Here is an 11,869-nt window from a genome sequence, read left to right as displayed (position 1 = left end):
TCCCTCGCCTGACGGCGACTAGCGGGACGCCACCTCATGTGTCCTAGGAAAAATCATGTTGTGGACCACCTCCTTTCGTCTGGTTCCAGCGACGTTACGCCTGACAGGTCTAGGGCTCAAGGTATTTTCCGGCGCAGTTTTCCGCTCGGGGTCTCACTGTTCGTCGATGCACTGTCGAAGGGGCGTCTCGGGCATCATGGGGGCATGACGCTGCGCATCATGACGGTCTGCACGGGCAACATCTGCCGCTCGCCCATGGCTGAGGTCGTCCTGCGGGAACGGCTCGAGGCCGCGGGCTTCGGCGACCGCGTCGTCGTCGACTCGACCGGGATCAGCTCCGAGGAGCAGGGCCGGCCGATCGACCGCCGGGCCCGGGAGGTGCTGGCGGCGGCCGGGTACTCCGACGCCGCGCTCGAGGGGCACAGCGCCCGCCGGGTCCGCCCCGAGGACCTCGTCGAGCGGGACCTCGTGCTGCCGATGACCGCCGCGCACGCCGCCGAGCTGCGCCGCCTCGCCCTCCGCCACGGCCTGCCCGACGCCGCCGCGGACATCGTCATGTTCCGCACCTTCGACCCGGGCGCGCCCCGCACCAAGGACTCCTCCCAGGAGAGCCTCCTCGACGTCGAGGACCCCTGGTACGGGGACCTGACCGACTTCCAGGAGTGCCTGAGCCAGATCGAGGCCGCGGCAGACGGAATCGTGGAGTGGACGCGGGCCCGGCTGGGCGAACCCACGTCCGAGGAGGCGTAGGCCTCAGCCGAAGGTCGTCACGAGCGGCGTCGGGCAGGAGCCGGGCGGGCCTGGAAGACTGCGTGTGCATGGGCACCGAGGCGTCGAGCAGACCGCACTGGGCCGGGCGGTGGGAGTCGCGCTTCGACCGCGGGCTGGCCACGGCCCTGAGGCGACGCGGATGGAGCCCGCGGGTCGAGCCGTACGCGGGGTACGGGCTGGCTCCGGGAGCGGATCCGGGGTGGATTCGGGTCCTGGCGCGGGTCATGCTCGCGCCCGCGCCGTCGGCCTCCGGCGGCAACCAGGCGAGCGACCCCACGGCCCAGCCCAAGGACTCCGCCCCCCAGCTGCGGCGCCGTCGGGCCCGCATGAGGACGCCCGAGACGCTGCGCGCCGTGCGTGGCTGGCGCAGCTTCGTCACCGCCCAGCTCCCGGGAACGCGGGTCCAGGTGGTCGTAGGCGGCGCGGTGCACGAGGTCCTGACCGACCGAGGCGGCTACATCGACGTGACCCTCCCGGCGACGCTGGGGGAGGGGTGGCACGACGTCCGGATCCTCCCGGAGGGCGGCCCGGCCGTGCTCGCGCCAGTCCGGGTGATCTCCACGCGGCCGTGCACCGGCCTGCTGAGCGACGTCGACGACACGGTCATGGTGACCATGCTGCCGCGGCCGCTGAGCGCGATCTGGAACCTCCTCGTGCTGCACGAGGACGCACGGCTTCCCGTCCCGGGGATGTCGCAGCTCTACGCCGAGCTGGGCGGGCTCGACGCCGCCATGCCGGTGGTCTACCTGTCCACGAACGCGTGGAACGTCGCGCCCGCGCTGCGCCGGTTCCTCGCCCACCACCGCTTCCCGGCCGGGCCGTTGCTGCTCACCGACTGGGGACCGACGAACACGGGACTGTTCCGCAGCGGCCCCGAGCACAAGCGCCAGGCCCTCGACCGGCTCGCGGCCGAGCTCCCGCACATCCGGTGGGTCCTGGTGGGCGACGACGGCCAGCGCGACCCGCAGATCTACCGCGACTTCGCCCGCGCGCACCCGAGCGCGGTGCGCGCCGTCGTCATCCGTGAGCTGTCCTCGAGCGAGCACGTGTTCGCCCACGGCGCCCCCACGGCCGCCGACGCCGCGCGGCCCGACGGCGGGACGGTGACCGGGACGACCGTCCCGGAGGTCCGCGGCCCCGACGGCCAGACCCTCGCCCGCCGCCTGCGCGCCGCCGGCATCCTCCCCCTCCGCTGAGTGCGGTCAAATGGCTGCCTCATGTCCGGTTTGGGCAGCCGTTTCCCCGCACTCAGCGGAGTCTGTCCCCGCGCTCGGCGAGGGGCTTGCCTGCCTCTGGCGAGGGGGATGGGGGAGGATGGCGGCATGAAGATCTCCGGTCGGTCCCAGGTCCCGGCGTTCGCGGTCATGGAGGTGCTCGCCGCGGCGAACGCGCTGCGCGACTCGGGTCGCTCCGTGCTCAACCTGTGCGCCGGCGAGCCGGCGACGGGCGCCTCGGAGGCCGTGCGCCGCAGGGCGATCGACCTGCTCACCGCGGGTGACCTCGGCTACACCGAGGCGATGGGCGCCCCGGCCCTGCGCCAGGCGATCGCCGACCACTACGCCCGCTGGTACGACGTCGAGATCTCACCCGCGCAGGTCGCCGTGACCACCGGGTCCTCGGGCGGGTTCATGCTCGCCTTCCTCGCCGCCTTCGACGTGGGGGACCGGGTTGCGCTGGCCCGCCCGGGCTACCCCGCCTACCGCAACATCCTCACCTCGCTGGGCTGCGAGGTCGTCGAGCTCGACTGCGGCCCCGAGACCCGGTACCAGCCGACCGTGTCCCAGCTGCAGCAGGCCTACTACGAGGGTGGCCTGGACGGCCTGATCATTGCGAGCCCGGCAAACCCGACCGGGACCATGCTCCCCGCCGACGAGCTCGCCGCGCTCGCGGCCTGGTGCGAAGATTTCGACGTCCGCCTGATCAGCGACGAGATCTACCACGGGATCACCTACGGGCCGGATGGCCTGGCAGCCCCGGGCGCCGGCGCCGCGACCGCGGCGGCGTACCTCGGCGGCGGGGCCGTCGTCGTCAACTCCTTCTCCAAGTACTGGGCGATGACCGGCTGGCGCCTGGGCTGGCTGCTGCTCCCCGACGACCTCGTGACCCCCGTCGACGCGCTCGCCGGCAACGTCGCGCTGTGCCCGCCGGCCCTCGCCCAGCACGCAGGCACGGCCGCCTTCAGCGAGGAGGGCTACGCCGCCGCGCGGGAGAACGTCGAGCAGTACGCCACGTCCCGGCGCCTCGTGCTCGACCGGCTCGACGAGCTCGGCTGGGGACCGGTCGCCCCGGCCGACGGCGCGTTCTACGTCTACGCGGACGTGTCCCGGTCCGGCCTCGACTCGGTCACCTGGTGCGCGCGGCTGCTCGCCGAGACCGGGGTTGCGCTCACCCCGGGGACCGACTTCGACGCCGTCCGCGGCAAGGACTGGGTCCGGCTGTCCTTCGCGGCCGCGCCCGAGGTCGTGGCCGAGGCGGTTGATCGGATCGTCGCGTGGCAGGCCACGCTCGAGGGCCCGTCCGCGACGTGAGTGCGGGACCCGGCAACCGGCGTCGCGCAGGAGAGGACAACGGCCGACCGGCGCCCGGGAACTCGCCGGTGCCGTACTACCTCTGGCAGGGTTGCGCGCGGCGTCGGAGTCGCCCTGATGCTCGCGTTCGGGTTCGCCCTCGTCACTGCGGTGACGATCGTTGTCGTCCTCGGACTGCGGACCTGAGGGGACTAGTCCCCATGCAGGGGGCGGTCTGCGGGCCGTGTCCGCGGGTAGTTTTGTGGGAGACCATCCTGGACAGGTCGCGGCCCCCGGGTCGGCGACCTCAGACGACGAGGAACCCCATGCTGATCGCTCGAACCGTTGCTGCAACCACGCTGTCGCTCGGGCTGGTCCTGGCGATGGGTGCCTGCTCCTCAAGCTCCTCCGACACGGACCCCCAGCCCTCGTCCCCGACGGACACCACGTCAGCCTCGGATGACGAGACGCCCGAGGATGAGACGCCCGACGACGAGGCGACCGAGGACGAGACCGATCTCACCGACGGCGCCACGACCACCGTGAAGTCCTCCTGCGAAGAGTTCAACACGATCATGGCCGACCTCAGGCTCGTCGACCCCGCTGAATCCGACGGCTACGGCGACATCGCCGACCGCGCCGTGGCCGCCCAGCTGAGCGCACCGGACGAGACGCGCTTCCTCTTCGCCCCGCTGTATCTGATTGCGCTCGACGCCGGTTCCGGGAACGACACCGAGGAGAGCATGGACATCCTCAAGGACGCGGTCTTCGCCGCGGCCGGCGACTGCACCGCACAGGACGTGATGCTCACGATGTGACCGCCAGCCTCGACGCTCCCACCGCCCGGTACGCTTGGTCTCACAACCACATACAGCGCCGTTCGAACCGCGGTGGGAGAGTCCTGACCGGCCACCCACCACCTCAGGCGCCGAAGGAGCAAACCCTCCCCGGGAAACTCTCAGGCCCATGTACCGCCGCGGCAAGGCAACTCTGAACAGCAGGTCCGACGTCGGCAGTCCCCTTCCCGGGACCCCGCCGCCTGCCTCACCGAAGGGGCAAGCCCGCCCACCATCGCGGGCCAAACTCTCAGGTAGACCCTCCCAACCGGGCCCAGCCCAGGCGGCACGGGTCCGATGACAGAGCGGGGAGGATCCATGACCATGGGGTCCGGTTACCGCCGTCCCCGACTGCACAGGAGCCTCCCGTGATCTCGTCCCACCCCCCGCGCGCGACCGCCGACGACGTGTTCGTAGGCCGCCACATCGGCCCCCGCGACGGATCGGCCGGCTCCCGCGACGACGTCGCGGTCATGCTCGACCACCTCGGTTACCCGAGTGTCGACGCGCTGATCGACGCCGCAGTCCCCGCCTCGATCCGCCTCGACGGCCCGCTCGACCTGCCCGCGGCCCGCACCGAGGCCGAGGTCCTCGCGGACCTGCGCGCGATCGCCGCGAAGAACCAGATGCGCACGCAGATGATCGGCCTCGGCTACTACGACACGATCACCCCGGCCGTCATCCGCCGCGGCGTGCTCGAGAACCCCGCCTGGTACACCGCGTACACGCCCTACCAGCCGGAGATCTCCCAGGGCCGCCTCGAGGCGCTGCTCAATTTCCAGACCGTCGTCTGCGACCTCACCGGCCTCGACGTCGCCAACGCTTCGCTGCTCGACGAGGCAACCGCCGTGGCCGAGGCCGTCGCGCTTATGTGGCGCGCGGCCAAGCGCCCCGCCACGGCCGGCCCCGGCGTCGTCGTGCTCGACGCCGACCTCTTCCCCCAGTCCCTCTCGGTCACCCTGGGCCGCGCCGACGCGATCGGCCTCCCGGTCGTCGTCGCCGACCTGTCCGGGGGCTTCGCCGCCGGGGTGAGCGCCGCGCTCGCGGCCGCCGGTCAGGAGGGCGCCGACGTCGTCGGGCTCGTGGTGGCCCAGCTCGGCGCGAGCGGGCAGGCCCGTGACCTCGCCCCGATCGTCGCCGAGGCCAAGGCGGCCGGCGCGTTCGTCACGGTCGCGACCGACCTGCTCGCCCTCACCCTGCTCGCCGCCCCCGGCGACCTCGGCGCGGACGTCGCCGTCGGCTCCGCCCAGCGCTTCGGCGTCCCGCTCTTCTACGGCGGCCCGCACGCCGCCTTCATGTCGGTGCGCAAGGGCATCGAGCGGATGCTCCCCGGCCGCCTGGTCGGTGTGAGCGTCGACGCCGACGGCGACGTGGCCTACCGCCTCGCCCTGCAGACCCGTGAGCAGCACATCCGCCGCGAGAAGGCGACGAGCAACATCTGCACCGCGCAGGCCCTGCTCGCGATCGTCGCCTCGATGTACGCCGTCTACCACGGCCCCGCAGGCCTCAAGGCGATCGCCGAACGCACCCACACCCGCGCGACAGCCGTCGCCGCCGCAGCCCGCGCAGCCGGCCTCACCGTCGAGCACACCACCTTCTTCGACACCGTCCGCCTCGTCGTCCCCGGAGGTTCCGCAGCGATCGTCGCGGCAGCCGACGCCGCCGGCATCAACCTCTACGCCCCCGACGCCGATCACGTCCAGATCGCCTGCGACGAGACCACCACGCCGTTCCACGTGGAACAGCTCGCGCAGATTTTCTCAGCAGCAGCAGGGAATCTGGGGAGCCCGGCAGGGCGTGGCTCGGGCATCGGCGACGAAGTCGCCGCGGGCGGGCCGGGCTCCCCAGATTCCCTGCCCCACTCATACCGCAGGACAAGCACGTACCTAGAACACCCGATCTTCCACACCCACCGTTCAGAGACCCAGATGCTGCGCTACCTGCGCACCCTCTCCGACAAGGACCTGGCCCTAGACCGCACGATGATCCCGCTCGGCTCATGCACCATGAAGCTCAACGCCGCCGTGCAGATGGAGCCCATCTCCTGGCCCGAGTTCGCCGGCCTGCACCCCTTCGCCCCTCGGTCTCAGGCGCAGGGCTACGCAGAGCTCATCACGACCCTCGAGGCGAACCTCGCCGAGATCACCGGCTACGCCGCGGTCTCGGTCCAGCCGAACGCCGGGTCGCAGGGCGAGTTCGCCGGCCTGCTCGCGATCGCCGGGTACCACCGCTCGCGTGGGGAGGCCGGCCGCGACATCTGCCTCATCCCCGCCTCCGCGCACGGCACCAACGCGGCCTCGGCCGCGATGGCCGGCATGCGCGTCGTCGTCATCGCGACGGCGGGCGACGGGGAGATCCTCCTCGAGGACCTGCGCGCCAAGCTCGACCAGCACGGCCCGCAGGTCGCCGCGATCATGATCACCTATCCCTCGACGCACGGTGTCTACGAGGAGGGGGTGCGTCAGGTCTGCGACCTCGTGCACGGCGTCGGCGGTCAGGTCTACATCGACGGGGCGAACCTCAACGCGCTCGTCGGCCTCGCCAAGCCCGGACAGTTCGGCGGGGACGTGTCCCACCTCAACCTGCACAAGACGTTCTGCATCCCGCACGGCGGCGGCGGCCCCGGCGTCGGCCCGGTCGGCGTCGCGGCGCACCTCGCGGCGTTCCTGCCCGGCGACCCGCTCGCGACCGACGGCGCGGCGCCCGTCTCCGCGGCGCCCTTCGGCTCCGCGGGCATCCTGCCCATCCCCTACGCCTACGTCTCCCTCATGGGACCGGACGGGCTGCGCCGGGCCACGGAGATCGCCGTCGTCTCCGCGAACTACCTGGCCTCACGCCTGGGCGACGCCTTCCCGGTGCTCTACACCGGCCCGGGCGGGCTCGTCGCGCACGAGTGCATCCTCGACCTGCGCCCGCTCACCGCGGTGACCGGGGTCACCGCCGAGGACGTCGCCAAGCGCCTCATGGACTACGGCTTCCACGCCCCGACGCTGTCCTTCCCGGTCCCCGGGACGCTCATGGTCGAGCCGACCGAGAGCGAGGACCTCGCCGAGATCCACCGGTTCATCGACGCCATGCTCGCCATCCGCGCCGAGATCGACGAGGTCGCCGCCGGCACCTGGGAGCTCGCCTCCTCGCCGCTGCGCCAGGCCCCGCACACCGCGGCCGCCGTCGTCTCCGACGCCTGGGACAAGCCCTACTTCCGCGAGCTGGCCGCCTACCCGCTGCCCTCGCTGCGCGCTGGCAAGTACTGGCCGCCGGTGCGCCGCATCGACGGCGCGTACGGGGACCGCAACCTCGTGTGCTCCTGCCCGCCCATAGAGGCATACGCCGACGACGTGGCGCCTGCCTCTCCCACCCCTTCTGCTACCACGATCCCCTCAGTGAGCAAGGACAACGCATGAGCACCGAACGGTTCACCCCGCTGCACGAGGAGCACGTGGCCCTCGGTGCGTCCATGACGGCCTTCGGCGGCTGGCAGATGCCGCTGCGCTACGGCTCCGACCTCGCCGAGCACAACGCGGTGCGCTCCGCCGCGGGACTGTTCGACCTCTCCCACATGGGCGAGATCACCGTGACTGGGACCGGTGCGGGCGCCGCGCTCGACTACGCCCTCGTGGGCTGGCTGAGCACCCTCGAGGTGGGCCGGGCCCGCTACTCGATGATCGCGCAAGAGGACGGCGCGGTGATCGACGACCTCGTCGTCTACCGCACCGGCGAGACCGAGTTCCTCGTCGTGGCCAACGCCGGCAACGCCGACGTCGTCTTCGGCGAGCTTGTCGAGCGGGTGCGGAACTTCACCGCCGAGGTCATCTTCACCTCGCCCGAGACTGCGCTCATCGCCGTCCAGGGTCCGCTCGCCGAGGGCATCGTCACCGCCCTGGCCAGCCCCGAGACCGCCGCCGCGATCGCTGGGCTCAAGTACTACGCGATCACGACGGCGGTCGTGGCCGGTCTTGACGTGCTCGTCGCCCGGACCGGGTACACCGGCGAGGACGGCTTCGAGCTGTTCGTCCCGGGCGGCCAGGCGGTGGAGCTGTGGCGTGCGCTGCTCGCCCAGGGCGCCCCGGTCGGCCTCGTGCCGGCGGGGCTGTCCTGCCGGGACAGCCTGCGCTTGGAGGCGGGCATGCCGCTCTACGGCCACGAGCTCGACCTCACCACCACGCCCTACGAGGCTGGCCTGGGCCGCGTCGTCCGCCTGGACAAGACCGGGCCCGACGGCGAGCCGCTGGCCTTCGTGGGACGCGCCGCGCTGGCCTCGCGCAAGGGCTCCGAGCCCGCACGGGTGCTCGTCGGTCTCAAGGTCGACGGGCGGCGCCCGGCGCGGGCCGGCTACCCGGTGGCCTTCGACGCGACCAAGCTTGACCTCGTCATCGGGCATGTGACTTCCGGGGCGCCGTCCCCCACGCTCGGCTACCCGATCGCGCTCGCCTACGTCACCCCCGAGGTCTCCGCCGTGGGCACCCGGTTGGCCGTGGACGTGCGGGGCCGCGGTGAGGCTGTGGAGGTCGTCGAGCTGCCGTTCTACCGGCGGGCCCGTTCCTGACCGGAACTGATCCGCGTTTCATCTCGCGGTCGTGGGCCTGCGTGAGGAACGATGAGGTCAGTCGTTCCACACCCAGGCCCGCCAGCTTCTCTCTCAGCCTTCCGCTCAACGTCCTCTGGAGATCACTATGTCGAACACCCCGTCGAACACCCCGTCGAACTTCCCCGCAGACCTCACCTACACCGTCGAGCACGAGTGGCTCACAGACGGTTCCCCGGCGACGATCGGTATCACCTGGACCGCGCAGGACGCCCTCGGGGACATCGTCTACCTTGAGCTGCCCGCGGTGGGTACCCAGCTCACAGCCGGATCGGTGATCGGCGAGGTCGAGTCGACCAAGTCAGTCTCGGAACTGTTCTCTCCGGTCAGCGGCACCGTCGTCGAGATCAACTCGGCTGCCGTGGACAGCCCCGAGCTGCTCAACTCCGACCCCTACGGGGCGGGTTGGCTCATCAAGGTCGACGTGACCGAGGTCGGACCCGTCCTGTCTGCCCAGGAGTACGAGGCCAAGGTCGGTTTCTAACGTTCTGGTAACGGATGGGAGAGGGATCCTATGCCAGAGTTGGCCTCGACCGCCACCTGGGCCGCCCGGTTGGCCGGAGATCCAACTGTCTGCCGGTTTTTCCCGGAGTGCGGATGGGTCAAATGATGGTTGGATTAGAGGGATATTCACGGGATTGTGGAGAGATTCACGGCTCGCAGGGGTCCTCAAAAGCCACCAGAAATGGCATCTGATCTGCGAGGACACAGTCGATCGGATGTTGTCATCACCCGCAGTGGGGGAACTTTCCAAAACTCGGGGTGAAATTCGCGTCATAGATCGACGGCAGGCATGTCTCTCCATGTGACAGAAGTAACCGGGCACGAATCCAGAGTCGCTGGGACGCCGGGAATGGCTGGAGGAAGAATGACCACGATGGAGCTGTCAGGATCGGCCAAGACGTCGAGCGGCTCGCTCACCCGGCGTGAGCGTGTGGTGCTGTCCAACCTCACCGAAGAGGTGACGCTCGAGCAGATCGCCTCGAAGTTGTTCGTGACTCGGAACACTGTGAAGTCTCAGGTGCGCAGCGTGTACCGCAAGCTGGGCGTCTCGACCCGTTCCGAGGCTGTGGAGTGGGCGCGCGCGGCCGGTCTGTACCAGGCCGAAGGCTGACCGATCTCGGGTACGACCCGGCATGATCGACATACCTGAGAGAATCTCAGGTATGTCAGCCAAGCCTGTTCTCGTCGTGGCCGCAGTCATCGTCGACGACCTCTCCCGTCCGACAGCCCTGTTGGCTGCGCGGAGGTCACGCCCTGAGCACCTCGCCGGCCGGTGGGAGTTCCCGGGCGGCAAGGTCGATCCCGGTGAGACGCCCGTCGAGGGTCTGCACCGCGAGCTCATCGAAGAGCTCGGTGTACGTGTGGACCTCGGGCGCGAGCTGGTGGGACCCGACGACGGGGCCTGGGTGATCACCGATCGCCACGTCATGCGGCTCTGGTTCGCCCGTGTGACCGGCGGTGAGCCGGAGCCTCTCATCGAGCACGACGAGCTCCGCTGGTTGCAGCCGTCAAGCTTCTTCGACGTGCCGTGGCTCGACGGCGACGTGCGGATCGTCGAAGCGCTCGACTCTCACTTCGCCTGAGGCGCCCGAGCGCCTGGGCTGAAGCTGGGCACACCGGTACCCGAGGTCCCGGACGTAGGTCTACCAGGCGGACGGCTTGTAGTCCTTGAGGAAGCAGCCGAACACGTCCTCGCCGAGCTCCCCACGCACGATCGGGTCGTAGACCCGCGCCGCGCCGTCGACCAGATCGAGGGGCGCGTGGAAGCCCTCCTCGGCCAGGCGCACCTTCGTGGTGTGCGGCCGCTCGTCCGTGATCCAGCCGGTGTCGACGCTCGTCATGAGGATGTTGTCGGTCTCGAACATCTCGCGCGCGCTGGTCCGGGTGAGCATGTTGACCGCGGCCTTGGCCATGTTCGTGTGCGGGTGCCCCGGTCCCTTGTAGCCGCGGGAGAACTGACCCTCCATCGCCGAGACGTTGACGATGTACGTCCGGTCGGCCGCGGCGGTCCGCATGGACTCCCGGAGCCGGCTGATGAGGATGAACGGCGCGGTCGAGTTGCACAGCTGGACCTCGAGCAGCTCGAGCGGGTCCACGTCCTCGACGTTCTGCACCCAGGAGTTGGACGAGACGAGGTCGGGGACCAGGCCCGCGGCATCGATCGCGGTCGCGTTCGCGACCCGGTCCAGGGAGGCGGAGCCGGCGGTCAGGGCCAGCTTGGTGAGCAGGTCCGCCGTCGTCACGCTCGGGTGGGCCATGGCGGTCGCCTCGGTCGGGACAGTCCCCTCGAGGGAGGCTGGGTGGGTGTCGTGGCTGCGCCCGAAGGTCAGGGTCTCGGGCAGGTACCCGGCCGGGAGCTCGGCATCCTCGGCTGCGGCCAGCGGCGCGTAGGCCCCGGGGGAGCGACGCACGGTCTGGGCGGCGTTGTTGATGAGGATGTCGAGCGGACCCTGCGCGGAGACGTCGTCGGCCAGGGCCACGACCTGGGCCGGGTCGCGCAGGTCGATGCCGATGATGCGCAGGCGGTGGATCCAGTCCTCGGCGTCGTCCATGGCCTTGAACCGGCGGATGGCGTCGTTCGGGAAGCGGGTGGTGATCGTCGTGTGCGCGCCGTCGCGCAGCAGCCGCAGCGCGATGTACATGCCGATCTTCGCGCGGCCGCCGGTGAGCAGTGCGCGCTTGCCGGTCAGGTCCGTGCGGGCGTCGCGGCGGTCCCGGTTGAGGGCCGCGCACTCGGGGCAGAGCTGGTGGTAGAACACGTCGACGTCGTTGTACTGCTGCTTGCAGACGTAGCAGGCCTGCGACTTGAGGAGCGTGCCGGCGGAGTGCCCGGTCGCCGCGGGCAGCAGCTCCAGGCCCTGGGTCTCGTCGTCGATGCGGCTGGGTGCGCCCGTCGCGGTCGCGGCGATGATGGCGTGGTCCGCCGAGCGGATGGCGTCCTTCGCGGCGTCGCGGCGCTGCTTCTTGACGGTCTTGTAGAGCTTGGCCGTGGCGCGCTGCAGCGCGATCTTGTCCGGGTGCTCGGGGTCGAGGTCGTTGGCGGCCTCGAGCACGCGGACGGCAGCGGCGAGCTCGGCAGGATCGATAGGCATGACACCGATTATCCCCCGGTTCGCCGGTGCTCCCGGACCCCCGCCGTCCACACCGCCGCGACCAGCCCAGACGCC

General features: G+C 70.8%; 10 protein-coding genes and 1 riboswitch. Of the genes, 9 read left to right on the top strand and 1 reads right to left on the bottom strand.

Going from position 1 to position 11,869, the window contains the following annotated elements; genetic code table 11:
• Positions 1-204 precede the first annotated feature (204 nt).
• The 9 genes from BLQ50_RS01770 to BLQ50_RS01725 all read left to right on the top strand — a co-directional run bounded on the left by BLQ50_RS01770 (position 205) and on the right by BLQ50_RS01725 (position 10,285).
• A complete protein-coding gene (locus BLQ50_RS01770; protein WP_093180747.1) occupies positions 205-750 on the top strand; it encodes a low molecular weight protein-tyrosine-phosphatase in 546 nt (181 codons plus the stop codon).
• A gap of 68 nt (positions 751-818) precedes the next feature.
• Positions 819-1,967 carry an App1 family protein phosphatidate phosphatase gene (locus tag BLQ50_RS19160; protein WP_093180746.1) on the top strand — a complete coding sequence of 383 codons (1,149 nt, stop codon included), beginning with the start codon at positions 819-821 and terminating at the stop codon, positions 1,965-1,967.
• A gap of 126 nt (positions 1,968-2,093) precedes the next feature.
• A complete protein-coding gene (locus BLQ50_RS01760; RefSeq protein ID WP_093180744.1) occupies positions 2,094-3,299 on the top strand; it encodes an aminotransferase class I/II-fold pyridoxal phosphate-dependent enzyme in 1,206 nt (401 codons plus the stop codon).
• 305 nt (positions 3,300-3,604) lie between these two features.
• Complete coding sequence (locus BLQ50_RS01750; RefSeq protein ID WP_093180741.1) at positions 3,605-4,096, top strand: hypothetical protein; 492 nt, start codon at positions 3,605-3,607, stop codon at positions 4,094-4,096.
• A 63-nt stretch (positions 4,097-4,159) separates the two neighbouring features.
• Positions 4,160-4,262: riboswitch (glycine riboswitch) on the top strand.
• A 223-nt stretch (positions 4,263-4,485) separates the two neighbouring features.
• Positions 4,486-7,518 (top strand): aminomethyl-transferring glycine dehydrogenase, encoded by a 3,033-nt coding sequence (gcvP, locus tag BLQ50_RS01745; protein WP_093181616.1) that lies wholly within the window; start codon positions 4,486-4,488, stop codon positions 7,516-7,518.
• Positions 7,515-8,660, top strand: coding sequence for a glycine cleavage system aminomethyltransferase GcvT (gene gcvT, locus BLQ50_RS01740; RefSeq protein WP_093180739.1), 1,146 nt, complete (start codon positions 7,515-7,517; stop codon positions 8,658-8,660). Before gcvP ends, gcvT begins: the two co-directional genes overlap by 4 nt.
• 127 nt (positions 8,661-8,787) lie before the next feature.
• A complete protein-coding gene (gcvH, locus tag BLQ50_RS01735) occupies positions 8,788-9,183 on the top strand; it encodes a glycine cleavage system protein GcvH (RefSeq protein WP_093180738.1) in 396 nt (131 codons plus the stop codon).
• A 384-nt stretch (positions 9,184-9,567) separates the two neighbouring features.
• Positions 9,568-9,813 (top strand): LuxR C-terminal-related transcriptional regulator, encoded by a 246-nt coding sequence (locus tag BLQ50_RS01730; RefSeq protein ID WP_093180736.1) that lies wholly within the window; start codon positions 9,568-9,570, stop codon positions 9,811-9,813.
• Positions 9,814-9,865: 52 nt separating this feature from the next.
• On the top strand, positions 9,866-10,285 hold the full coding sequence (locus BLQ50_RS01725) for a (deoxy)nucleoside triphosphate pyrophosphohydrolase (RefSeq protein ID WP_093180735.1): 420 nt from the start codon (positions 9,866-9,868) through the stop codon (positions 10,283-10,285).
• A gap of 60 nt (positions 10,286-10,345) precedes the next feature.
• Here the strand turns inward: BLQ50_RS01725 and BLQ50_RS01720 are convergent, their stop codons facing one another.
• Positions 10,346-11,794, bottom strand: coding sequence for an SDR family NAD(P)-dependent oxidoreductase (locus BLQ50_RS01720; RefSeq protein ID WP_093180733.1), 1,449 nt, complete (start codon positions 11,792-11,794; stop codon positions 10,346-10,348).
• Between the last annotated feature and the right edge of the window lie 75 nt (positions 11,795-11,869).

This window comes from Sanguibacter gelidistatuariae (genome assembly GCF_900096585.1).
GTDB classification, from domain to species: Bacteria; Actinomycetota; Actinomycetes; order Actinomycetales; family Cellulomonadaceae; genus Sanguibacter; species Sanguibacter gelidistatuariae.
This window is presented reverse-complemented; position numbering and strand designations above follow the sequence as displayed.

Bases quoted from the DNA above. Each gene is read 5' to 3' on its own strand.
- BLQ50_RS01770 (WP_093180747.1), top strand. From the start codon at position 205: ATGACGCTGCGCATCATGACGGTCTGCACGGGCAACATCTGCCGCTCG.
- BLQ50_RS19160 (WP_093180746.1), top strand. From the start codon at position 819: ATGGGCACCGAGGCGTCGAGCAGACCGCACTGGGCCGGGCGGTGGGAG.
- BLQ50_RS01760 (WP_093180744.1), top strand. From the start codon at position 2,094: ATGAAGATCTCCGGTCGGTCCCAGGTCCCGGCGTTCGCGGTCATGGAG.
- BLQ50_RS01750 (WP_093180741.1), top strand. From the start codon at position 3,605: ATGCTGATCGCTCGAACCGTTGCTGCAACCACGCTGTCGCTCGGGCTG.
- gcvT (WP_093180739.1), top strand. From the start codon at position 7,515: ATGAGCACCGAACGGTTCACCCCGCTGCACGAGGAGCACGTGGCCCTC.
- gcvH (WP_093180738.1), top strand. From the start codon at position 8,788: ATGTCGAACACCCCGTCGAACACCCCGTCGAACTTCCCCGCAGACCTC.
- BLQ50_RS01730 (WP_093180736.1), top strand. From the start codon at position 9,568: ATGACCACGATGGAGCTGTCAGGATCGGCCAAGACGTCGAGCGGCTCG.
- BLQ50_RS01725 (WP_093180735.1), top strand. From the start codon at position 9,866: ATGTCAGCCAAGCCTGTTCTCGTCGTGGCCGCAGTCATCGTCGACGAC.
- BLQ50_RS01720 (WP_093180733.1), bottom strand. From the start codon at position 11,794: ATGCCTATCGATCCTGCCGAGCTCGCCGCTGCCGTCCGCGTGCTCGAG.